At 62.9% G+C, this 22,236-nt stretch carries 20 protein-coding genes; 13 read left to right on the top strand and 7 right to left on the bottom strand.

The window, feature by feature from the left end:
* Positions 1-107 precede the first annotated feature (107 nt).
* The 3 genes from purC (at position 108) to purQ (ending at position 1,907) form a co-directional block, all read left to right on the top strand.
* On the top strand, positions 108-911 hold the full coding sequence (gene purC, locus KYN89_RS04490; protein ID WP_222823974.1) for a phosphoribosylaminoimidazolesuccinocarboxamide synthase: 804 nt from the start codon (positions 108-110) through the stop codon (positions 909-911).
* Positions 912-999: 88 nt separating this feature from the next.
* Positions 1,000-1,233, top strand: coding sequence for a phosphoribosylformylglycinamidine synthase subunit PurS (gene purS, locus KYN89_RS04495; RefSeq protein WP_197636562.1), 234 nt, complete (start codon positions 1,000-1,002; stop codon positions 1,231-1,233).
* On the top strand, positions 1,233-1,907 hold the full coding sequence (purQ, locus tag KYN89_RS04500; protein WP_222823975.1) for a phosphoribosylformylglycinamidine synthase subunit PurQ: 675 nt from the start codon (positions 1,233-1,235) through the stop codon (positions 1,905-1,907). The genes purS and purQ overlap by 1 nt, the downstream gene beginning before the upstream one ends.
* Before the next feature lie 128 nt (positions 1,908-2,035).
* On the opposite strand, the gene KYN89_RS04505 is transcribed toward purQ, so the two are convergent.
* The 4 genes from KYN89_RS04505 to KYN89_RS04520 form a co-directional block, all read right to left on the bottom strand.
* Positions 2,036-4,393, bottom strand: a complete 2,358-nt coding sequence (locus KYN89_RS04505; RefSeq protein ID WP_222823976.1) for a putative bifunctional diguanylate cyclase/phosphodiesterase — start codon at positions 4,391-4,393, stop codon at positions 2,036-2,038.
* A 255-nt stretch (positions 4,394-4,648) separates the two neighbouring features.
* On the bottom strand, positions 4,649-5,626 hold the full coding sequence (locus KYN89_RS04510) for a TniQ family protein (RefSeq protein WP_222823977.1): 978 nt from the start codon (positions 5,624-5,626) through the stop codon (positions 4,649-4,651).
* 39 nt (positions 5,627-5,665) lie between these two features.
* On the bottom strand, positions 5,666-7,792 hold the full coding sequence (locus KYN89_RS04515) for an ATP-binding protein (RefSeq protein ID WP_222823978.1): 2,127 nt from the start codon (positions 7,790-7,792) through the stop codon (positions 5,666-5,668).
* 124 nt (positions 7,793-7,916) lie between these two features.
* The gene (locus KYN89_RS04520) at positions 7,917-8,891 is read right to left on the bottom strand and encodes a DNA cytosine methyltransferase (RefSeq protein ID WP_222823979.1); all 975 of its coding nucleotides are present in this window, start codon (positions 8,889-8,891) and stop codon (positions 7,917-7,919) included.
* A gap of 14 nt (positions 8,892-8,905) precedes the next feature.
* On the opposite strand from KYN89_RS04520, the gene KYN89_RS04525 reads away from it, so the two are divergent.
* Positions 8,906-9,343, top strand: coding sequence for a hypothetical protein (locus KYN89_RS04525; protein WP_222823980.1), 438 nt, complete (start codon positions 8,906-8,908; stop codon positions 9,341-9,343).
* A gap of 63 nt (positions 9,344-9,406) precedes the next feature.
* Here the strand turns inward: KYN89_RS04525 and KYN89_RS04530 are convergent, their stop codons facing one another.
* A complete protein-coding gene (locus KYN89_RS04530) occupies positions 9,407-9,814 on the bottom strand; it encodes a MerR family transcriptional regulator (RefSeq protein ID WP_222823981.1) in 408 nt (135 codons plus the stop codon).
* A 67-nt stretch (positions 9,815-9,881) separates the two neighbouring features.
* On the opposite strand from KYN89_RS04530, the gene KYN89_RS04535 reads away from it, so the two are divergent.
* From KYN89_RS04535 to KYN89_RS04575, 9 genes are all read left to right on the top strand, one after another.
* The gene (locus KYN89_RS04535; protein ID WP_222823982.1) at positions 9,882-10,502 is read left to right on the top strand and encodes a cation efflux transmembrane domain-containing protein; all 621 of its coding nucleotides are present in this window, start codon (positions 9,882-9,884) and stop codon (positions 10,500-10,502) included.
* The gene (locus tag KYN89_RS04540) at positions 10,495-10,890 is read left to right on the top strand and encodes a DUF3703 domain-containing protein (protein ID WP_222823983.1); all 396 of its coding nucleotides are present in this window, start codon (positions 10,495-10,497) and stop codon (positions 10,888-10,890) included. The genes KYN89_RS04535 and KYN89_RS04540 overlap by 8 nt, the downstream gene beginning before the upstream one ends.
* Positions 10,891-10,973: 83 nt before the next feature.
* On the top strand, positions 10,974-11,312 hold the full coding sequence (locus KYN89_RS04545; protein WP_222823984.1) for a hypothetical protein: 339 nt from the start codon (positions 10,974-10,976) through the stop codon (positions 11,310-11,312).
* A 65-nt stretch (positions 11,313-11,377) separates the two neighbouring features.
* On the top strand, positions 11,378-12,631 hold the full coding sequence (locus tag KYN89_RS04550) for a TolC family protein (RefSeq protein WP_222823985.1): 1,254 nt from the start codon (positions 11,378-11,380) through the stop codon (positions 12,629-12,631).
* An 11-nt stretch (positions 12,632-12,642) separates the two neighbouring features.
* Entirely contained in the window at positions 12,643-13,806 is a 1,164-nt protein-coding gene (locus KYN89_RS04555; protein ID WP_222823986.1) for an efflux RND transporter periplasmic adaptor subunit, read from the top strand.
* Between the two features lie 58 nt (positions 13,807-13,864).
* A complete protein-coding gene (locus tag KYN89_RS04560; RefSeq protein ID WP_222824109.1) occupies positions 13,865-17,128 on the top strand; it encodes an efflux RND transporter permease subunit in 3,264 nt (1,087 codons plus the stop codon).
* Between the two features lie 22 nt (positions 17,129-17,150).
* Positions 17,151-17,522 (top strand): SpoIIAA family protein, encoded by a 372-nt coding sequence (locus KYN89_RS04565; RefSeq protein ID WP_248284971.1) that lies wholly within the window; start codon positions 17,151-17,153, stop codon positions 17,520-17,522.
* On the top strand, positions 17,519-18,157 hold the full coding sequence (locus KYN89_RS04570) for a cation diffusion facilitator family transporter (RefSeq protein ID WP_222823987.1): 639 nt from the start codon (positions 17,519-17,521) through the stop codon (positions 18,155-18,157). The genes KYN89_RS04565 and KYN89_RS04570 overlap by 4 nt, the downstream gene beginning before the upstream one ends.
* Positions 18,154-19,128, top strand: a complete 975-nt coding sequence (locus KYN89_RS04575; protein WP_222823988.1) for a cation diffusion facilitator family transporter — start codon at positions 18,154-18,156, stop codon at positions 19,126-19,128. The genes KYN89_RS04570 and KYN89_RS04575 overlap by 4 nt, the downstream gene beginning before the upstream one ends.
* Positions 19,129-19,375: 247 nt before the next feature.
* Here KYN89_RS04575 and KYN89_RS04580 read toward each other — a convergent pair whose 3' ends face one another.
* Together KYN89_RS04580 and KYN89_RS04585 are read right to left on the bottom strand one after the other, a co-directional pair.
* Complete coding sequence (locus KYN89_RS04580; protein WP_222823989.1) at positions 19,376-20,470, bottom strand: copper resistance protein B; 1,095 nt, start codon at positions 20,468-20,470, stop codon at positions 19,376-19,378.
* On the bottom strand, positions 20,467-22,167 hold the full coding sequence (locus KYN89_RS04585; RefSeq protein ID WP_222823990.1) for a copper resistance system multicopper oxidase: 1,701 nt from the start codon (positions 22,165-22,167) through the stop codon (positions 20,467-20,469). The genes KYN89_RS04580 and KYN89_RS04585 overlap by 4 nt, the downstream gene beginning before the upstream one ends.
* Between the last annotated feature and the right edge of the window lie 69 nt (positions 22,168-22,236).

Genomic DNA, 22,236 nt, shown 5'->3' on the forward strand with positions numbered 1-22,236 from the left:
TTTGACTGTAGGGCCGGTTCTCATCCGCCCCGGCAGGGCTGCACCGCGAATGGTGCGGTTCGCGATGCCGGGGCGCAGTCCTTTTTGAAACGCGCAAGGTAAGCCCCATGTCCCGTCGTCGCCAGATCTACGAAGGCAAGGCCAAGATCCTTTACGAGGGGCCTGAGCCGGGCACGCTGATCCAGTATTTCAAGGATGATGCGACCGCCTTCAATGCCGAGAAAAAGGGCACGATCAACGGCAAGGGCGTGATCAACAACCGCATCAGCGAACACGTGTTCACGCGGCTGGCCAATATCGGCATCCCGACGCACTTCATCCGCCGCCTCAACATGCGCGAACAGCTGATCCGGCAGGTCGAGATCATTCCGCTCGAAGTGGTCGTGCGCAACGTTGCAGCCGGCTCGCTGTGCAAGCGGCTGGGGCTGGAAGAAGGCGAGCCCCTGCCCCACTCGCTGATCGAATATTACTACAAGGACGATGCGCTGGGCGATCCGCTGGTCGCCGAAGAACACATCGCCTGCTTCAACTGGGCGAGCCAGGAAGAGATGCAGGACATGTCCGCGATGGCGATCCGCATCAACGATTTCATCGCCGGGATGTTCGCCGCGGTCGACATCCGGCTGGTCGACTTCAAGCTCGAATTCGGGCGGCTGTGGGACGGCGACTATTCGCGCGTGATCCTCGCCGACGAGATCAGCCCCGACGGGTGCCGGTTGTGGGACATGAACTCGGGCGAAAAGCTCGACAAGGATCGTTTCCGCCGCGACCTCGGTGGTGAGGAAGAAGCCTATCAGGAAGTCGCCCGGCGCCTCGGCGTGCTGCAGAACGACGGCAACACCCCGGGCGAGGTGTTCGACCTTTCCGCCCACCGCGGCCGCGTGCGCGGCAGCACGCCGAAGAAGAAGTGAGTATCGCCTAAGCGCTGCGTTGCGCGGGCGCGCGCGGGGCGCTAGGCGGCGAGGCCCGTAAGAGATTGTCAGGATCCGAGGCTCCAAGATGAAAAAGCGCGTGTTCGTAACCCTCAAGCCCGGCGTGCTCGACCCGCAGGGGCGTGCCGTGCACCATGCGCTCGACGGGCTCGGCTTCGACGGGGTCGAAGATGTGCGGATCGGCCGGCTGGTCGAGCTGGAGCTGGCCGATGGCGTCTCGGACGAAAAGGTCGCCGAGATGTGCGAGAAGCTGCTCGCCAACACCGTGATCGAGAATTACCGGATCGAGGACGCGGGGTAATGAACACCGCCGTCGTCACCTTCCCCGGCTCCAACTGCGACCGCGACATGATGGTCGCGATTGCCGAGGTGTTCGGCAAGCAGCCGACGCAGGTCTGGCATCGCGACACCGCGCTGCCCGACCGCGTCGATTTCATCGCCCTGCCCGGCGGTTTCTCCTACGGCGACTACCTGCGTTCGGGCGCGATGGCGGCGAACAGCCCGATCATGCGCGAAGTGAAGGCGGCCGCCGCGCGCGGCGTGCCCGTGCTGGGCGTGTGCAACGGCTTCCAGGTGCTCGCCGAAGCGGGCCTGCTGCCGGGCGCGCTGATGCGCAACGCCGGCCAGCGCTTCGTGTGCCGCGACGCGCAGCTCAAGGTCGAAAACACGCAGACCCTCTTCACCGCAGGCTATGAAGCGGGCGAGACGATCACCATCCCCGTGGCGCACCACGACGGCAACTACTTCGCCGACGAGGCGACGCTGGATGCGCTGGAAGGCGATGGCCGCGTGGTGTTCCGCTATGCCCACGCAACCAACGGATCGCGCCGTGACATTGCGGGCATCGTCAACGAAAGCGGCACGGTGCTGGGCATGATGCCGCACCCCGAACGCGCGATCGAAGCCGCCCACGGCGGCACCGACGGTCGCCGTCTGTTCGAATCGCTCGCCCGGAGCCTAGCCGAAGCGGCCTGATTTTGTAGGCGCTGACCTCCCGCCCCGCCTCCCCACCCGGCCACCATATCGTGGTGGTACCCTTGGTGGCCGGGTGGGGAGGCGGGGCGGGAGGCGTCCGGGTTCGCCATTGCGAACCCTAAACCAAACTACGCCCGCAGCTGGCTGAAGTCGTCGCTGAACAGGGAGCGGGCATCGGCGCTGCTCATCGGGCGGCCGAAATAGAAGCCCTGAATCCGGTCGCAGCCCATCCGGCGGACCAGACTTGCCTCGTCTTCCGTCTCGACCCCTTCGGCAGTGGTCTTCATCTCCAGGCTCTTCGCCATGGCGACCACGGCGCGCACGATCGCGAGGCTCTCGCTGCTGCCCTGCGCGGCCCCCTGCACGAAGCTGCGATCGACCTTGATGGTCGAGAACTTGAGCTTGCGCAAATAGCCGAGCGAGGAATAGCCGGTCCCGAAATCGTCGAGCGCCACCTGGCAGCCCAGCGCCATCACCTTGGCCAGCGCCTGCCGCGCGATCTCCGCATCGCCCAGGAAAATGCTCTCCGTCACCTCGATTTCGAGCCGCTGCGGGTCGAGCCCGCTGCGCGTGAGGGCATCGACCACCGTATCGGCGAAGTCGGGCTCCATCAGCTGTTCGGGCGAGACGTTGACGTTGACCTTGACCCCTCGGGGCCAGGCCGTCGCCTCAAGGCAGGCCTGCTGCATTACCCAGGTGCCGATCGGCACGATCAGGCGGGTATCCTCCGCCACCGGGATGAACTTGCCCGGACTGACAAAGCCGTGATCTTCGCTCTGCCAGCGGACCAGCGCCTCGAAGCTGACGACTTGTTCACTGTTGGCATCGACCACCGGCTGGAAATTGAGCAGCAGTTCGTCCTTTTCCAGCGCCTTGCGCAGCGAGAATTCGAGCTGGCGGCGCTCCTCCGCATCGGCGTGGAGCGAAGGTTCGTAGGCGAAGTGCACCCCGCGCCCGCCGTCTTTTGCGCGGTACAGCGCTAGGTCGGCGTTGCGCATCAGTTCCTCGACCGTCTTGCCATCGCGCGGTGCCAGCGCGGAGCCCGCGCTCGCCCCAACGAACAGCGTGTGCTGGTCGACCTCGTAGGGCTGCGACAGGCGCTCGATCACCTTGCGGGCAAGCGTGTCGACCGCGCAGGAATCGGGGGCATCGCGCATCACGATGGCGAACTCGTCCCCGCCCAGCCGACCGCAGATCTCGTTCTCGCCCGTCAGCTCGCTCAACCGGTGGGAGACCTGTTCCAGCAGCCGGTCGCCGATCTGGTGGCCGAGCGAGTCATTGACCGCTTTGAACCGGTCCAGATCGAGCATGATGAACGCGCAGCGACGCCGCCACTGGCGCGCTTCGTCCATCGCCTCGCCCAGCGATTCGTTCAGCATCAGGCGGTTGGGCAGGCCGGTCAGCGTGTCGTAGCGGGCGAGATAGGCGATCTTTTCGGAAGATTTGCGCTGTTCGGTCACGTCCGATCCCACGCCCCGAAAGCCAACTTCTTGCCCGCGCTCGTCAAGCATCGGAGTGCCGGAGAGCTCCCACCAGCGCTGCTGCCCGCCAACCCAGACCTGAACGATCAGGTTGGAAAAGCTTTCGCGGGCCTTGATCCGGTCCGCCAGCACCCGCAGGCTCGGCGCGAAATTGCACATGTCCCAGCCATCGCCCGACAGGACCTCGAAGAAAGGCTTGCCTTCGATCTCGTCGGGCCGGGAGCCCAGCGCGAAGGCGAAGCGGGGGGAGACCGAGCGGATCAGGCGCGTCCTGTCGATCTGCCACAGCCAGTCGGCCTCGTTCTCCTCGAACTCGCGCAGCAGCAGGGAGACGGTTTCCGATTTCTGCCGCATCGCGGTTTCGGCGACACCGGCGCGCAAAAAGCTTTCCGCCCGACGCGCGATCGAGACGAGATTGGCGAGGAAATACACCGCCGAAATACAGGCCATAACCATGTCGCCGCGCAGGGCGAAGCACACGGTCGACGCGATGCAGGCAGGGGCGATGAACACGATCGCGCGCAACGGCACGACCGCCAGCGCAGTGCCCACCCCGACCACAATTACCGCCACCAGCGCAAAACCGCGCAGCATCCCCGCCTCGCCGGCGTAGAGAAACAGCATGATCGGCAGCAGCATCCAGGTCAGGCCGAGCCATGCCGAGCCTACGAGGTGCCGGTTGGCATCCCCATCGGTGACCTTGCGCAGGTCCGCGACGACCATCGCATGTTCCAGCCGGGAGAAATAGATCACCCCGCCGGTCAACACGATGATCCATGCCGCGATCAGCGAGATCGGCGCATAGGGCAACAGGCAGGCAAGGCCGACCAGCGCGCCCACCATATGGCCGACCACGCGCAACAGGCTGAGCCCGGCGAGATGATCATATTGAAGACTGCGCAAAAACGCCCGGTCCAGCCCCGCGATGTCGCGCAGGCCGAGCAATACCCTGAGCGGAAGCTGCGCCGGCAATTCCGGAGTGTTCTGGGCGACGAGCTTCTTCACAATTCGTCGCATAAGCGCAAAAGGTTAGTGGGCTGTAAAACACTCCCCGCCGCAAGGTGTGCAGCGATAATAGAGTTCTTTCCTTTCGGTCACTCGCTGCGCCCTTGCGAGCCGCGCCGATGACCTTTTCCTTTCCACCTCCCTTATCCCTTTTCCGCCCAAGGGCCAGGAACATAAATCTTTCCAAAATATCTCAATCGCGTTCCAGTATTATGGGACGAAATCCTTCGGGCGCCAACTGGGTCTGCATGAGGCTCACGCGGCCAATCGCTCGAGAGCGTGCGCCAATAGCAACGTGCGGTCCGGATGATGTCCCGCCTTGCCTTCACGGAATCGCAATATCCAGGGACCGGCGACTGATCCTTGTCGAAGTTCCGGAAACACCGGAAGCAGTCCATTTAGAACTCGATCAACATCTTCGTGAAACCGGTCGTAGCGGATATAACCGCGAGGTGTCAGGATGCCGGCCTTCCCTAGCATGGTTTTGAACTGTGCCGCTCGATAATTCTTTGGTGCCACTTTCGGGTATATCCCCTGCTGGAGTTCGCGGGCGTCCAAAGCCAATTGGAAAAGCAAGGTGCGATCAACGGGAGCATTCCGAGGTATCACCGTAGGAGCTCTCGGCGGGCACGTATCCTCGCCGGTCGTTGCGAACGACTTAATGAACCCGTTCGGCAAGCTGCTTTTCTGCAGGTCCAGACCATGATCGGGGCAGATCGTGACGATAGGTAGCTGATGGACCTGCCGCCAGTAAGCCTCACCGTATTTCCTTACCGCTTCCATATTGCACTCGGCGCAGAAGCGCAGGAAATCCGTATTGGTAACCGGTCGCGCGCGGGCGCCTGCTGTCCGGACGGCATTGCCGTCAGTTCCGATCATCTCGGTTAAGACACGCTTCTTAAGGGCATTGTCCATATAGGCGGTATAGTAGGGAAAGCCGGTATGACGCACGGCGATGGTTTTGCTGTCCAGTGCCATCCGGTCGGGGATCCGCCGCGCCACCGCTTGGATACGGAACGGCAGATTGATCGCGAAAACGCGTATCTCCTCGCCGAATACGCTCCACGAAAATGTAGAGTGTGTCATCCCTGTGTGCTGTCGAAGTCTTGCGATTATGCTGTAGAGAGCTTCTCCCGGGTAAGGTTCGGGAAAGTATACGCTGGGTGCGTCCCGCGCCAGTCTCGCCAATCTCTCACCCTGCTCGCGCCATTTTCTTGAACGGGAGATGGTCATAGAGCTTCGCTCATCGAATCTGCGATGACTTGCAGACGTTCAGGCAGCCGCCTCCTGGGTCTCTTCGTCCTCGGCGTCCTGATCGAGATCGGCGAGATCCTTCTCCATTGCGGCAATCGCATGTCCGTTTGCGACCTGTGCGTATTCGAGCATCGAACGGGTCCCCATGACGGACCATTCGGAATTGAGCCCCTGCTTCTCGATCTCGCTCAGCAGCAGACGTTCGTCATCGTTGACGGTTTTCTCGTCCGGCATCGAACCGATCAGATAGCCGTGGACGGTAACCCGTCGGTTGAGTTCGGTCCGGCAGTAGGTCTCGACCTTAGCCATGTAGCCTTTCAACTGGACGAGATGCTCGTGCTTCAGAGGAAGGCTGGTCGACTTGAGTTCCACCACGATGATGCGGTGGGGCTGGCCAGTATCGCTCATCAGGAAGACGAGGTCCGGACGCTTGGGATCATCGAGCGCCGCTTGCGTGTCGACACCGAGATGCTCGGCGAGCATGGTCGACACGTTGGTCAAGCGCTCGTCGCTGGTCAGGTAGCGATTGAATTCTGGCCTGATCAGCCACGGCTCTTCCTTCAGGAGTTGGTGTAGTTCCTTCTCGATGCCCTTCTTCTTCCAGAATTCGTGCTCTCCCTTACGAACTAGGGCGAGCAGCGCGTTGATGGCGTCTCGGCGCCCGCGGTAGATCTTGAGCGCGTCGCTCTTCTCGATGTCGGCCAATTCGATGAGGTTGAGCGCTACCTGTCGGATCGTCTCCACGTTGGTTTCGAGATGGCTAAGACGGATCAGCACCTCGCCGGTGTTCATGGTCTGGACGATCAGCGGTGCGAGCTCCTCAAACTCGCGTGAGTCGGCGCCGTGCTCGATGGCGAGACGACGCAACAACCGCCGAGCCGAGGCCTTCGCGGGCCCTTCCAGTGTGCTGGTCATCTGCATGGCGAAACGGGCTTTCGGCGCCTTGGTGATTTCCTCGTCGACCACCTCTTCCTTCCACTTGGCATGTGCAGCGAGCGCGCGACGCATCCTCTCTTCGACGAACTCCAGCAGCGCCGCGACGATCTCGTTGTCTTCCCTTAGTTGGCTGCGATTGGTGTTGATGAGGTCTATGCCATGCCGGTCGAGTTCGTCGGCTTGGACGACGCATTCCATGTAGCTCTGACTGTGGAAGTTGTGCATGCCTGTCGGCAGTCCGAAGAGCGAGGGACCTGCGGCGAGGCGCTTGTTGCAGTAGATCCGCGCGCCCCGTTGACTGGTGGGTAGGTTCTGTTTGCGAAAGCCCACCATGTAGCGGACGGGCATGGTGGCCAGTTCGCCGATCTGGACCTCATCATCCGCCAAGTCTTCTTCCGATGCACCTTGCGGGTAGACGAAGACGTAGTCGGGATTGGGTTGTTCTATCAGCGTATCGTTGATGTGAATCGCCATTTCTTCGGGGCGGATGCCGAAGAACGCACTGCGTATCTGCTTCGCGATGGTCTCGAAGGCGTAGCGCACAGCATCGGACTTGAGGCCGTATAGCGTGACTGTCGTTCCCTTCTGCCGGGTCGGACGTCCTTCGATGTATTCGGCCGGGATACGGACTTCCCCGATATCTTCAGCTTCGCGTATCACCGCGTCGTCGAGCGTGAAGACGGTAGCGAAGTCCTGCCCTTCTCTCTTGGTTTCGATCACGACCTTCGTCGCCGCGCCGAAGCCGGCAAGCTTGCCGAGGCCCTTGCGGCCCATGACATGTCGCTTGCCTGTCTCCGAGGTAAGCACGGTCTCTTCGCCTTGCGCGTCCTCACGACGCTTCCGGTTGACCGGGAGGAACCTCTCCTCGATCTGCTCCGGAGACATGCCGTGCCCATCGTCGCTTATCGTGATCTTCAGCTCTTCGGGCAGTGGCGTGAGCAGTATCGTGAATGGGTCGCGGTCGCCCGCTTCGACTTGAGCCTTGGCGGTCTCGCGCGCCTTCCATCGCGCTTCCTCAATCGCATCGAAGGGAATTGAGATGTCGACGCGGTTCGCTTCTGCGTCATGAGCATTGGCGACGAACTCCACCAGGCATTTGCCAATCGTGGCATACATATTGATCCCGAGCGCCTCGAGCATGCCGCCTTGGATCTTGAGTGGGAACTCGGCGGGTCGGTCCGGCTGGCGAATCGTATCGGGACTGTTCATCCTTCTGTTATGCCCGTTTCGCCCTGACTTGGCATCTCGTCGATTAAAGGCGTTCAAGTTGCGGTTTAATGGAGGGTAGTTGCATAGGTAGGCACCTTAGCAGTGCCTGCGTGCCATCGGGAAATCATGCGGCGGCATCGACATTGTTTACCAATAGCTGACGGATGGAACCCGCGACTGCCTTTGCCAGGGGAACGGGAACACCGTTCCCGATCTGGCGTGCGACGGGGTAGTTGCGCCCCACGAAGTGCCAAGCGTCCGGCACGCCCTGCAGACGCGCGCCTTCCCGCAGGGAGATCACTCTGTTCGCTGTGGGATGGATGTAGCGCCCCTTGGACGGGTTCTGGAATGCGCATCGCAGGGTATTGGCGGGCTTGTCCGGATCGATCCGGCCCCAGACGTCCGTAGCCTGGCAACCCACCTGCCTCCAGGAAGGCGGGCACAGATCGGGCGCGGCTCGCATCAGGTCGCGTTTGTCTCCGCCGGTGGGGATGAGTCTCATACGCCCTTCGGCTAGCGGCGTTGGCGCCGGCCATCGATGCAAGGCATCATCCGGATCCACCGGGCGCGACAGAACTGTTCGGGCGGGAACCATCGCGCTGGCGGGCTTCGGAATTTCTGGCGTGCCTACACGGCTAGCGATCGTGAAAGATCGCCGCCGGTATTGAGGCGTGCCATAGTCCGACGCATCGAGTTCCCAAGGCACCACATCGTAACCCAGGGCGATCAGACCATTGCGGATCTGCAACCAAGCAGCGGATCGTAGGAACGGGGGGACGTTCTCGATGACAACGACGTCTGGCGGATTGGTGGCGGCCAGCCGCACGACCTCGAACGCGAGCGCATTCCGCTCGTCGAGGGGGTCGCGGCGACCGAGCGTTGAGAAGCCCTGACAGGGCGGACCTGCGATTAGCACTTCGCATTCGGGCAGTCGCTCGAGGTCCGATACCGAGCCACAGCGACCGACAGGAGCGACGTTCCGCTGATAGCTGGCGATTGCATCGCCGGACAGGTCAACAGCCAGGATCGGACTGAAGCCCTGCTGCACGAAGCCGCAGCTGAAAAGGCCCGCACCCGAGAAGAGATCGACAAATCGCATATTGCATATGCGTTATGCGTTATGCGATTATGCGAATCAAGATGAAAGAGGCTGGAACCGAAGAATTCTTCGCGCGCCTGCGGGTGCGGCTGGATGACCGCGCCCTACCTCCCCAGGAGGTGATCGCGTCGGCGATCCACGCCGACCAGCCATTCATTTCGCGGGCGAAGAGAGGCACGTTGAAGCGTGTTACCGCAAGGGTGCAGCGCCTGGATGCGTATCTGTCTCGTCGAACTGCCTTGTCGGCAAAGCTTGAGGAGCATGGCGACACCGTTCGCGGCGCAGTTCACCAGCGATCCAAGACGCGCCTACAATCGAAACGCACGCGCGACGATCGAGAGGTAAAGCTCGCTCGCAAGAGCTGCGAGACCTATTTAGCGGAAGGTTACAACCCCCGGGTGCTTATCGATCAGATCGATCTATTACGGAAGGCCCAGTCGAAGTCACTCTGAACCCATGCTCTGGCAAGCGTGCAGCGAACCTTCTCATCCCTGCCAAGCAATAGCGCTTTATTGTTATCGAGCGACGCGCCTGAGGGGACGCGCGAGGCTCCCAACGATACGGCACTCATCGATACGGTTCGCTTGGCAGGATCGCAGCAGAAGCCGCAGCTCGTCCCGGAGTGACGAGAGGTCTACGATCCTCTGTTCCACCTCCTCCAGCTGCTCACGAACAAGTTCATCGACTTCTTGACATGGCTTGTCGGCGCGATCCGATAAGTCGAGCAGTTCGCGCACCTGCGCCATGCTGAAGCCGAGCTGGCGCGCGCGGCGAACGAATGTAAGCGCTGCCAAGTGATTGTCCGAATAGTCGCGGTAATTGCTGTCAGTTCGATCCGCAGCAGGCAAGATGCCTTCTCGTTCATAATAGCGGATCGTCTCCGCCTTTGTGCCGGTGGCTTTTGCAAGTTCTCCGATACGCATCGCTTGACCTTGTAGTTGCTACAAGGTGCATATGTTCTTGCGACTCGAACGTTGCAAGGAGAGTGGCATGGCGAAGTCCTGCTGCCAGACACCGGAGCCTGACACCGCCGCGCACAACGATCCGCGCTGGCGCCGCGTCCTGTGGATCGCACTCATCGCTAATGCAGTCATGTTCGTGGTGGAGATGATGGCTGGTGTAGCTGCTGATTCCCGTTCGCTCCAGGCCGATGCGCTTGATTTCTTCGGGGATGCCGCGAACTACGCGATCAGTCTTGGCGTTGCAGGGATGGCGCTCGCATGGCGCGCCAAGGCCGCTCTAGTGAAGGCCGCGACCATGCTCGCTTTCGGCGTGTGGGTAATCGGCTACGCGATCTACGGCCTCGTCGCTGGTTCGGACCCGGAGCCCCAGACAATGGGAGTGGTCGGCACGCTGGCTTTGGCGACGAACGTGATCGTCGCGCTCATGCTCTTCCGGTTCCGCGAAGGCGATTCGAACATGCGATCGGTATGGATCTGCTCTCGCAACGACGCGATCGGAAACGTTGCGGTTCTTGGCGCCGCCCTCGGCGTGTTTGGAACGGGCGACGCGTGGCCCGACCTGCTCGTCGCCTCGATCATGGCCGGACTAGCCCTGTGGGGCAGTGCGGAGGTGTTCGGCCAGGCACGCCGGGAGCTGTCCCATGGATAGCAATACCATTCCCAGCAGGGATGCATTTCTCGCAGAAGAATACCGACGCGCAGCGAAGGCTTCGGACGAGCAGAATTTCGAGGAAGCCTGGCACCATCTCGAACGGGCCCACGTAGTTGCTCAGGACCGCTTGGGACCGCACTGCGTCTCGCATTGGCGTATGCTGGAGCTTGCGTGGAGAACGCGTGATTGGCGCGAAGTTCACGGTCAGATATTCCGACTTTCCCTTGCCCCCATAGGCAACATCACCGGGAGACTTCCAATAGGAAACAGTGGTCGTTCGAATGTAAGCGCATTCGCTCGGATGGAAATAGAACCGGAGATCAGTCGTGTGCTTGGTCAATCGCCGTGTGGTGATGATCGCACGCCGAAGAACACCGATGCGTAAATCGATGGTATTGTTATGAAATCACATTCCGTCTCGCGAGATAGTTCTTTCGCAGCCGAGCCTCCGCTGCTACCGGACGCGCGATGACCCGGCTCTTCGCCCGCTCCCTCTTGCTGCAGCTGATCACGCTGTGCACCGCATTCGGTGTCCTGTGGGCTCCGGTGGCGGAAGCGGCCGAATGTGCGGGAGAGCCCCCGGTAGCATCCCAGCTCGAGCAGCACGATGAACCCGGCAATGATGACAGGGGGCCTGAGAAGCACGGTGCCTGTGCGCATGGCCATTGCCATCATGCTTCGCAAGCCGTCGGGCGGTCATCTGACGCCTTTGGCTTTGGCTCGGGCATGAGTGCCCTGCGCGCTGGCGACCAGTCCTCTTTTGCGTCCAATCTGACCGAACTGGCAACGCCCCCTCCTCGCGCCTGACGTTCGCCGCGCGTCGGACTTGTTTTCCGACGCGAAACTGAACGTCAGCAGAGGAACACCCATCCATGTTCGCCATATCGTGGCGAGCAGCCCCCGTCTGGGGGCTGATACTCGCCCTGTCCACGGGACCTGCCAGCGCGCAGGACCCGCGTGTCGTCACGCTCGACGACGCCCTTGAGCTCAGCGGGGTCGCCGCTGAGGCCGATACCGCCACCACCAACCCTCGCCTCATGGGACCCCGCGCGGAAACAGACGCGGCGGTCGCGCTTGTCGATCAGGCTCGTCTGAGCCCGAACCCCGAAATCTCGTTCGACGTCGAGAACGTCGCCGGCAGCGGCGCATTCTCGGGTCTCCAGTCTACCGAATATACGCTCTCCGTCGGCCAGCGTCTCGAACTCGGCGGCAAGCGATCCGCGCGGATCGGTGCGGCCGAAGCCCAGGCCGAACTGGCATCTCTCAGGGCCGACCTTACCACGGTCGAACTGGGACAGCTGGTGCGAGAGCGATATCTCGCAGCTGCTGCAGCTGCTGCGCGGGTCGAACTTGCCGAAGATGTCGTGGCGCGTAACGAGGAACTGGCTCGCATTGCTGGTGTCCTTGTGGAGGTCGGCCGTGAGCCGCCTCTGCGCGCATTGAGGGCGGATGCGGCCCTTGCCGAAGCGCGCGCGCATCTGGTCGAGGCAGAGGCGGAGAGCCTGTCGGCTCGAACAGCGCTCGCGGCTCTATGGGCCGGCGGTGAAGCGCCGCTCGTTCCGGCGCAATTCCCGGATATCCTTCCGCCCACATCGCTTATGTCCGAGGCGCAGGAAAGCCTCACCTATAGGGTCGCGCGAGCCGAGAGCACTGCTGCTGCGGCGGAGATCGAGCGGCAGCGGAGCCTGCGGATTCCCGATCCGACGGTCTCTGCGGGAGTGCGGCGCTTCGGGGAAAGCGGCGACAATGCCTTCCTCGTCGGCGTATCGATCCCCCTTCCTTTTCGCGACCGGAACCAGGGCAACATCGCCGCTGCCGAGGCTCGGTTGCGGGCAGCGAATGCCCGTGAAGCTGTAGCTCGCGCGGATTACGAGCAGGCGGTCGCCACGGCCCGGGCAAGGTATCTTGGTGCCGAAGCGCGCGTCGAGACCCTTTCGCAGACATCGCTCCCGCAGGCGGAGGAGGCGCTGCGCCTCGTTCGCATCGGATATCGCAACGGACGTTTTCCCCTGATCGAAGTTCTCGCAGCCGCAGAGGCACGCGACACGATCCGCGAGGCGCTCATCGCCGCCCGCGAGCAGAGGGGCCTGGCCGCAGCCGAACTGATCGGGCTGGCCGCACAATGAAGGATATATCAATGACACGCAGAAAGCTGGCGATCCTCGTCGGTATCGTCATCGCGGTTGGCGCTATGGCGCTGATATTCTGGCCAACCTCCGAGGTCGACGACCATGCACGTGAGGATGACCATGGGAAGGAGGAAGCTGCGACCGAGACACCTGAAGGGGTGATCACGCTTAGCGAAGAGCAGATTAGCGAGGCCGGGATACAGCTGGCCTCCGTCCGGTCTGGAGCCGCTGTCGAACTCGTCTTTCCGGCGACTGTCGCGGCGAGCCCCACAGCCTCAGCTCGTATCGACGCCCGCGCCTCGGGGGTCGTCCGCTCCGTCGGCAAGACACTAGGTGATTATGTGGCGCGCGGCGAGACCGTCGCCCGCATCGAAAGCGCGGATGCCGCTGCTCTTGCCTCCCAGGTGAGCGCAGCGCGCGCTCGGGTGAGCGAACTGTCGGCTGCCTACGAACGCGAACGGCGTCTGTTCGAGGAGAATGTCACGGCACGCCAGGATCTGGAAGCCGCTCGGGCCAATCTCAGCGTGGCACGTTCGGAACTTCAGCGGGCGCAGGCCGCGGTAGCGGCTGCTGGCGTCAGCGGCGACGGGCGTTCGTTGGCGGTCACCTCTCCCCTGGCTGGCAGGATCACCGCGGCACCGATTGTGCTCGGCGCCTTCGTCGATGCCGGCGAGGAACTCTACCGCGTGGTCGATCCCAACGGACTCCAGATCGAGGTGGCACTGCCTTCGGCCGAAGCCTCTCGCATCCAACCTGGTGACGAGGCCGTCCTGGTGGTCGGCGACGGTCGGGAAATCGGGGCCCGGGTTCGTTCGGTCACGCCTTCGCTCGATCCGGAGAGCCGCAGTGCGACCGCGGTCCTGTCATTGTCGCGCGGCGTGCCGGGGCTTCAGCCCGGCGCCTTTCTTCAGGCGCGCATCAGGCCTTCGGGCGAGATCGACCGCGACCGCATCGCGGTGCCGGAAGACGCTATCCAGGTGGTCGAAGGACGCGACGTGATTTTCGTCCGGACGAAGACCGGCTTCCAGGCTCGCGACGTGGAGCTCGGGACACGATCCGCTGGTCAAGTGACGATCCTTTCGGGCCTTCAGGAGGGATGGCAGATAGCTGTCGCCAATGCCTTCCTGCTCAAGGCCGAACTCGGGAAGGAGGGCGCGACCCATGGTCACTGAGACTCAGAACGAGCCCGCTGTGGATACCCACACCGATACGGCCAGCCATCGCCACGGTTTGATCGGGGCCATCCTCGACATCGCCGTGCGGTTCCGCTGGGCGGTCATCGTCCTCACCGTTTTCGCAGCGATCTACGGCGCCATGAACCTTCTGCGCCTTCCAATCGATGCGGTGCCGGACATCACCAACACGCAGGTGCAGATCAACACAAGCGCGCCTGCCCTCTCTCCCTCACAAGTGGAGACGCAGGTGACCTTCCCCATCGAGACCGGGCTTGCCGGGATCGAGGGGCTGGAGATGACCCGCTCGATCTCGCGTAACGGCTTCAGCCAGGTCACAGCGATCTTCGAAGAAGGCACCGACATCTACTTCGCACGGCAACAAGTGAACGAACGGCTGGCCCCGATTGGTGCGTCGCTACCGGAAGGAGCGGAGCCCACGATGGGACCGATCTCGACCGGCCTGGGCGAGGTGCTCATGTATACGATCGAATACGAGTATCCGGGAGGTCGCGATGCGCCCAAGGGGGGTCGAACAGGCTGGCAGTCGGACGGGAGCTTCATCACCGAACGCGGTGATCGCCTCGACACCGAGGTCGCCAAGGCAGCCTATCTTCGCACGGTGCAGGACTGGGTCGTTGCTCCGCTCATGCGCTCCATCGACGGTGTTGCCGGGGTGGATTCGATCGGCGGCTATGAGAAGCAGTTTCTGGTCCAGCCCGATCCTGCTCGTCTCACCGGCTACGGCCTGTCGTTCGACACCCTGATCGATGCTCTGGAAGCGGCGAACCTCGCCGAAGGCGCCAACTTTGTCGATCGTGCCGGAGAGGCTCTGCTCGTCCGCGTCGATGCGCGGCTTGGGGGCACCCAGGACATCGAACAGGCGGTGGTCGCGACCCGCGAGGGTGTTCCGATCCGGATCGGGGATGTCGCCTCGGTGCGCATCGGCGGCGACCTCAGAACAGGTGCTGCCTCGCTCAATGGAGAGGAGGCGGTCGTGGGCACGGTCCTCATGCGCAGCGGCGAGAACAGCCGCACCGTGGCTGCCGCCTCGGCCGAGCGACTGGAAGAAGTCCGCGCCTCGCTTCCTGCCGGAGTGGTCGCCGAGATCGTCTACAACCGCTCGTCGCTCGTCGATGCGACCATCGCGACGGTCGAGAAGAACCTCGTCGAGGGCGCGCTTCTGGTGATCGCAGTCTTGTTCCTGATGCTCGGCAATATCCGTGCTGCGATCATCGCCGCATTGGTCATTCCGATATCCATGCTGATGGCCGCCGTGGGAATGAACAGGCTTGGTGTCTCGGGCAACCTGATGAGCCTCGGGGCACTGGACTTCGGGCTTATCGTCGATGGCGCCGTTATCATCGTCGAGAACAGCGTCGCGCGGCTCGCCGCCAGACAGCACCGCGAAGGCAGATTGCTCAGCCTCGGCGAACGGCTGACGGAGACACGGCTGGCTGCACAGGAGATGATCAAGCCGACCATCTACGGTCAGGCGATCATCCTCTTGGTCTACGCGCCGCTTCTCACCTTCACGGGGGTCGAGGGCAAGACGTTCTCGCCCATGGCCATCACGGTCATGCTGGCACTCGCCTCCGCCTTCGTGCTGTCCCTGACCTTCGTGCCGGCGATGATCGCGGTGCTCCTCAATCGCAAGCTGACCGAGAAGGAGGTCAAGCCCGTTCGGATGGCGAAGGAACGCTATGGCCCGGCGGTGCGCCGCGCCATCGCACGTCCCTGGCCGGTGATCGGTGCGGGCGCCGGGCTCTTCGCCGTAGCGGCTTTCGTGTTCACCTTCCTCGGCAGCGAGTTCACACCGCAGCTGGATGAACGCGACATCGCGGTTCAGTCGCTGCGGATACCGTCGACCTCGCTCGAACGATCACTCGCCATGCAGAGACAGGTGGAGGACAGGCTCGAGACCTTCCCGCAAGTCGAGCTGGTTTTCTCGCGCACCGGCACGGCCGAGGTCGCGAGCGATCCGATGCCGCCGAACGCGTCCGACGCCTATGTAATCTTGAAGCCGCGCGAAGAGTGGCCCGATCCCGACCTGTCGAAGGATGAACTCGTCGCACAGATGGAGGAGTCGCTCAGCGGTCTGGTGGGCAACCTCTACGAATTCAGCCAACCCATCGAACTGCGCTTCAACGAGCTGATCGCGGGTGTTCGCGGCGACGTGGCGGTCAAGCTCTACGGAGACGACCTTACCGCGCTGACCCGGTCAGCCGGAGAAGTGGCCGAGGTGCTGCGCGGCGTCGAGGGTGCTGCCGACGTCAAGGTCCAGCAGGTCACTGGCTTTCCTACGCTGGACATCGCCTTCGATCGCCCGACGATCGCCCGATACGGTCTGACCGTGGAGGAGGTCGCACAATCAGTGGCCATCGCGCTGGGTGGTCGTCCGGCGGGACTAGTATTCGAGGGTGACCGCCGGTTCGATGTCGTCGTGCGGCTCGAGGATGCGACCCGGGACGATTTCGATCAGCTCGGCGCTCTGCCCATAGTCCTCGAAAGCGGGGTCACGGTCCCGCTTCGCACACTGGCGGATTTCCAGGTGGTCGATGGTCTCGCCGAGGTTCGCCGGGAGCAGGGTCGCCGACTGGTGATCGTGTCGGCGAACGTGCGCGAGCGCGATCTCGGGTCGTTTGTCGAGGAGGCCCGCGCAGGTGTCTCCGAACGCGTCGAATTGCCGGCTGCCTCCTTCATCGAATGGGGCGGACAATACCAGAACCTCCAGGCTGCGCAGGCGCGGCTCGCACTCGTCGTTCCGGTCTGCTTCGCACTGGTGCTGCTGCTCCTGTTCATGGCGCTCGGCGGGTGGGTTCCGGCACTCGCGGTCTTCAGTGCGATCCCGATGGCGTTGGCAGGCGGGGTTTTCGCGCTTGCCTTACGGGGGATGCCGTTCTCGGTGTCCGCCGCCGTGGGCTTCATCGCCCTATCGGGGGTCGCGGTATTGAATGGCCTCGTGATGATGACCGCGATACGCCAGCGCCTCGACAAGGGAATGCCTCTCGATGAGGCGATCTCCGATGGCGCACTGGCGAGGCTGCGACCGGTGCTGATGACAGCCTTGGTGGCCTCGCTCGGCTTCGTGCCGATGGCCCTTGCGACCGGCACGGGCGCGGAAGTCCAGCGTCCGCTCGCCACTGTCGTGATCGGCGGATTGATTACCGCGACCGCGCTCACGCTCTTCGTCCTGCCCGCGATCGCGCGGCTCGTGCTCCATCGATCGGACGATGAGCGCAGCTGGCGCGAGAAGTGGTGGGATCGTCTGCGCCGGAACGTGACCAGCGACGAACAGCGCGAACTGACGGACATCGCATGACGGTCCGGGAAAGGAGAATACGATGTTGAAGATAGACGAAGAGAACGGACTGCTGCGGATACGCGCGAGTGGCCAACTCGAAAGCTCGGACTACGATGACTTCGTGCCTCGGTTCGAACAGCTTGTCGGGCGAAAGCCCGGCAAGCTGCCGATGGTAATCGAACTCGCGTCCGATTTCGCAGGCTGGGATCTGCCCGGGCTATGGCGCGACCTCAAGTTCGACGGGCATCATCAGGACAGCTTCGGCAGGATCGCCATCGTCGGCGATGCGAAATGGGAGGAATGGGGCACCAGGCTCTCCGATCCTCTCATCCGCGCCGAAATGAAGTTCTTCGAGCCCTCCCAGCACCAGGTTGCCGAGAACTGGGCCCGATCCGGGGAGGACACGGCATGAGCGGTGACCATGATATCGATCTCGGTTCGGCCGGGAAGCGCCGGACGCTGTGGATCGTGCTCTGGCTGAACGTCGCGATCGCGATCGGGTTCTTCGTCGTCGGCTACTTCGCGGATTCGAACGCGCTCTTGGCGAACGGGCTCGACAACTCGTCCGACGCGATAGTCTATGCGCTCAGCCTGCTCGCGCTGGCCCGCTCGCGCATCTGGCAGCGTGGTGCGGCGCGGTTCTCCGGGGTCATGCTCTTGGTATTCGCGGCAGGTGTCATTGCCGATGCCGTGCGTCGGTTCCTGGAAGGCTCGGAGCCAGGTGGGTTGATGATGCTCGCGATGGCGGCAGTCGCAGCCGTGGTGAATCTGATCTGCCTGCGGATGCTCCAGCGGACGGAGGACAAGGACGTCAGCATGCGCGCAGCGACGACCTTCAGCTTCAATGATTTTATCGCCAATGGCGGGATCATCATCGCGGGGATCGTCGTGATGCTCACCGGCGCGAATTGGCCCGACCTGGTGGTAGGCGTCGCTGTGGCATGCATTGCCCTTTATGGCGGCATCCAGATCCTGCGCGATGCCCACATGGACATTCATGACGAGGAGGGGAGCGAGCATCGGAAGGGGGATCAGTTCCGGACATGAGCAATCATCACACACATGGTGGGCATGGTGGCCACAACCACGGCGAGGAGAACCTGAGCGATCGCCAGCTGATCTTCGCGGTCGCGATCAACGTCCTGCTCACGCTCGCCCAGATCGTCGGCGGGATCGTCTCGGGTTCGCTGGCTCTCATTGCCGACGCCCTTCACAACTTCAGTGACGCCGCCTCGCTCGGCCTCGCGTGGTTCGCCCGAAGGATCGGCAGGCGTCCCGCCGACAGACGGATGACGTTCGGTTATGCGCAGGGCGAGGTCGTCGCCGCGCTCATCAACCTGACGACGCTGCTCATTATCGGCTTCTATCTGCTCGTGGAAGCGATCAACCGCTTCGCCGATCCGCAACCGATCGAAGGATGGACGGTGATCGCCGTTGCAGGCGTGGCATTGGTGATCGATCTGGTGACCGCTTTCATCACCCACCGCGGCGCCAAGGACAGCATCAACATGAAGGCGGCGTTCCTGCACAATGTGTCCGATGCCATGGCCTCTGTCGGTGTGATCGTCGCAGGGGTCCTGATCCTGCTATACGATCTCTACGTGGCCGATCTGGTCATCACCGTCATCATCGCCGCCTATGTGATCTGGCAGGGGGTGTCGCTGATGCCGCGCACGGTTCGCCTGCTTATGGGTGCGGTGCCCGATGACGTCGAACTGCAAGAAATCATGGACGAACTCGAGGCGATCGATGGTGTCGAAAGCATCCACCATCTGCATGTCTGGAACCTGGGAGAGCACCGCCGCGCCCTCGAGGTCCACATCGTGCCATCCCGCCCGTCACTCGAGCGGTTCGAAGAACTGAAGCGAACCGTGCGACAGCGCGTCTCCTCCCGGTTCGGCATTGAGCATGCAACGCTGGAAGCTTGCCTGGCAGCGGACTGCGATGAGGGGCTGATAGCCCAAGCCGGGCACCTTGGAGACGGGTCTGAAGATTGTGGCGGAAGTCTCGGTCCCTAACGGCGGTTCATTCCTCGCAGAACCGAAAGGCAAGCGGCGAGAGCTAGAATTTGGCCGATTGGAATTGCGTAATGTCAGGCTTGCAGGATCTGCCACCAGCACTCAGGGACCCAAGAGCGGACAGGCATCTGCTGGCCCAGCCGCCAGCCCGCTTCCAGTGTTAGCTGCCGGTCAGCAAAGCGCCCTAATTGTAGCCATCCGTGGCCTTTGCGCCATCGCCAGAAATCAGCCGCGCGCCCAATTCGAACTAGAACCAAACACGCAGTCCAATAACGGCCTTTAGCCCATCAGGGTCGTTGCCGTTCGCGCGGGCGATGTCGGCGGTCTCGCCGGCTTTGGCTTCGTATTCGATGCCTACGTAAGGCGCGAACTCCGGCACGATTTCGTAGCGCAGCCGCAACCCCGGCTCGACCTTGGTGATGCCTGCGCCGATGCCGCGCTCGGGGATGTCCTGCGCCGCGAATTCCGCTTCGATGCGCGGCTGGAGGATGAGCCGCTGGGTTATCTTCTGGTCGTATTCGGCCTCGATCCGCGCGGTCAGGTCGCCCCGGTCCGACAGGAACAGCGCGCCGTCGACATGGAACATGTAGGGCGCAAGACCCTGCACGCCGAGCACGAGATGCGTAAGGCTGTCGGGCTCGGGATCGAAGCGCACCCCCGCCTGCAAGTCGAAATAAGGTCCGATCGCGCGGCTGTAGAGTGCCTGAATCTCGGCGTCTTCCAGTTCGCCGCCGAACCCGCCTTCGCCTTCGGTCTTGAGGACGAAACGGTCGATGTCGCCGCCATACCACCCCTGCACGTCCCACAGATAGCCGTGTTCGCCTCCATCGGTCGCGATGCGCGCTTCGAGCCGTTCGATCAGGACCATGCCGGTGGTCATGCCGCCGTTCTCGCGCGCCAATTGCTCGCGCGACAGCTCCATCGCTTCACGACCCCAGATGGCGTCGGCTGCGTGGCGCGGGCCTTCCAGGGCGCGTGCCGGAACGGCCTCTTCCGCCGCTGCACCCGGAGCGGACTTGTCGGTCATGCTTCCGTGCGACGAATGATCCATGCCTGCCATGCCGTCGTCCATTTCCGTGACGGACTCGGGCCCTGCCTTGGGAGGACACTTTTCCGGCGGAAGGTGGCCCATCGCACAATGGTCAATTTCTGGTTTGGGCGCGGGTTGCGGTTCTTCCCTCGGCGCGCACTCTTCGGGTGGCAGGTGCCCTATGGCGCAGTGATCCATTTCCTGTTCCGGCGCGGGCTGCGCGGCAGGCTTCCCGCCGTGCGCCGAGTGATGCTGCGCGGCGAGCGGAGCAGTGGCGAGCATCGACCCGGCCAGTAGTGCGGCGCGGATCATGCGCCTTCTCCTTCGGGGAACGGTCGCACCGTCACTACCTGCATCATGCCCGCATGCATGTGGTAGAGCAGGTGGCAGTGGAAGGCCCAGTCGCCCGGCTCGTTCGCGGTCAGGTCGAAAGTCGCGGTGCCGCCCGGCTGGACGATGACCGTGTGCTTCAGGGGCTGGTGCATATGGTCCGCGCCGTTGACCAGCTCGAAGAAGTGGCCGTGCAGGTGGATCGGGTGCGCCATCATGGTCTGGTTGACCAGCTTGACGCGCACGCGTTCGTCATAGCCGAAACGGATCGGATCGTCGGTGACGGAAGTGAACTTCTTGCCGTCGAAGCTCCACATATACCGTTCCATGTTGCCGGTGAGGTGGATCTCCATCTTGCGCTCGACCGTCCGGTGCGGGTTCATCCGTTTGGCCTTGAGGTCGGTGTAGCGCAGCACGCGGTGGCCCACTTTGTCGAGGCCGAGGCCGGGGAAATCCATCCGGTCCATCGGCATCGGCGCGATCATATCGACGCCGGGGCCGACTTCGACGTCGCCGGGCACGAGCGACTTGTCCCGCATCGAGTGGTCCATGCCACCCATGCCTTCCATCCCGCCCATGCCGGAATGGTCCATCATGCCCATATCGACCATCGTCAGCGTCGGGATTTCGCGGAGCGGCGGCGGGGTGGCGCGGTGGCCCTTGTGGCTCGTGAGGCTGGCAACACCCATGCCGCTCCGATCCATCGCCTCGGCGACGATGGCGTGGCTGCCATCGGGCGGCGTGACGATCACGTCGTAGGTCTCCGCAACACCGATCTGGAATTCATCGACCTCGACCGGGTCCACATCCTGTCCGTCGGCCTGGATCACCGTCATCGCCACGCCGGGGATGCGAAGGTTGAAGAACGTCATCGCCGAACCGTTGATGACCCGTAGGCGCACGCGCTCGCCCGGCTGGAACGCGAGTTGCAGATCGTCCTGCGGACCGTGACCATTGATGAGGAAGGTATAGGTGCTGCCCGTCACGTCGGAAATGTCGCGCGGGTTCATCCGCATCTCACCCCACATGCGCCGCATCTCGCCCGACATGTCGCCCTCGGTCGCGGTCAGCATATCGCGCTGGAAGTAGTGCTCGCCGACCTTCAGCTTACGCATGATTTCGTGTGGATGCATCGGGGTGAACTCGGACAGCAGCACGACGTAATCGCGGTCGTAGCGCGGGTCCGGATCGGCGCTCTCGATAACAATCGGGCCGTAATGCCCCGCCTGCTCCTGCAAGCCGGAGTGCGAATGCCACCAGTAGGTGCCGTTCTGTCGCACCGGGAACTCGTAGGTGAATGTTTCACCCGGCTTGATGCCGGGGAAGCTGACGCCGGGCACACCGTCGAACTGGAACGGCAGCAGCAGGCCATGCCAGTGGATCGAGCTGTCTTCGTCGAGATTGTTGGTCACGTGCAGCCGCACGTTTTGCCCCTCGCGCAGCCGCACCAGCGGACCAGGCACAGTGCCGTTTACCGCCACCGCATGACCCGAGCGCGCGCCCGTCATGAAGTGATGGTTGCCGATCGCCAGCCTGATGTCGTCGCCCGAAAGCTCGCCGAAGCCGTTGTTCGCATGCGTAAGCGATTGTCCTCGCGCCCAGCCCGGCATGGGGAGCGCGCTAGCGGCGGCGAGCGCGGCAGTGCTGCGGATCAGATTTCGGCGGGAGAATGAGACCATGGGGCGAGCTTCCGATTGAACTTCTGCGCCAAGCTATATATACCCCCACAGGGTATTTCAAATGGACTT

Source organism: Alteriqipengyuania abyssalis, from assembly GCF_019857185.1.
Taxonomy (GTDB): domain Bacteria; phylum Pseudomonadota; class Alphaproteobacteria; order Sphingomonadales; family Sphingomonadaceae; genus Alteriqipengyuania; species Alteriqipengyuania abyssalis.

Coding starts and splice junctions, on each gene's coding strand:
- purC (WP_222823974.1), top strand. CDS start 108: ATGTCCCGTCGTCGCCAGATCTACGAAGGCAAGGCCAAGATCCTTTAC.
- purS (WP_197636562.1), top strand. CDS start 1,000: ATGAAAAAGCGCGTGTTCGTAACCCTCAAGCCCGGCGTGCTCGACCCG.
- purQ (WP_222823975.1), top strand. CDS start 1,233: ATGAACACCGCCGTCGTCACCTTCCCCGGCTCCAACTGCGACCGCGAC.
- KYN89_RS04510 (WP_222823977.1), bottom strand. CDS start 5,626: ATGACCATCTCCCGTTCAAGAAAATGGCGCGAGCAGGGTGAGAGATTG.
- KYN89_RS04515 (WP_222823978.1), bottom strand. CDS start 7,792: ATGAACAGTCCCGATACGATTCGCCAGCCGGACCGACCCGCCGAGTTC.
- KYN89_RS04520 (WP_222823979.1), bottom strand. CDS start 8,891: ATGCGATTTGTCGATCTCTTCTCGGGTGCGGGCCTTTTCAGCTGCGGC.
- KYN89_RS04525 (WP_222823980.1), top strand. CDS start 8,906: ATGCGTTATGCGATTATGCGAATCAAGATGAAAGAGGCTGGAACCGAA.
- KYN89_RS04530 (WP_222823981.1), bottom strand. CDS start 9,814: ATGCGTATCGGAGAACTTGCAAAAGCCACCGGCACAAAGGCGGAGACG.
- KYN89_RS04535 (WP_222823982.1), top strand. CDS start 9,882: ATGGCGAAGTCCTGCTGCCAGACACCGGAGCCTGACACCGCCGCGCAC.
- KYN89_RS04540 (WP_222823983.1), top strand. CDS start 10,495: ATGGATAGCAATACCATTCCCAGCAGGGATGCATTTCTCGCAGAAGAA.
- KYN89_RS04545 (WP_222823984.1), top strand. CDS start 10,974: ATGACCCGGCTCTTCGCCCGCTCCCTCTTGCTGCAGCTGATCACGCTG.
- KYN89_RS04550 (WP_222823985.1), top strand. CDS start 11,378: ATGTTCGCCATATCGTGGCGAGCAGCCCCCGTCTGGGGGCTGATACTC.
- KYN89_RS04555 (WP_222823986.1), top strand. CDS start 12,643: ATGACACGCAGAAAGCTGGCGATCCTCGTCGGTATCGTCATCGCGGTT.
- KYN89_RS04565 (WP_248284971.1), top strand. CDS start 17,151: ATGTTGAAGATAGACGAAGAGAACGGACTGCTGCGGATACGCGCGAGT.
- KYN89_RS04570 (WP_222823987.1), top strand. CDS start 17,519: ATGAGCGGTGACCATGATATCGATCTCGGTTCGGCCGGGAAGCGCCGG.
- KYN89_RS04575 (WP_222823988.1), top strand. CDS start 18,154: ATGAGCAATCATCACACACATGGTGGGCATGGTGGCCACAACCACGGC.
- KYN89_RS04580 (WP_222823989.1), bottom strand. CDS start 20,470: ATGATCCGCGCCGCACTACTGGCCGGGTCGATGCTCGCCACTGCTCCG.
- KYN89_RS04585 (WP_222823990.1), bottom strand. CDS start 22,167: ATGGTCTCATTCTCCCGCCGAAATCTGATCCGCAGCACTGCCGCGCTC.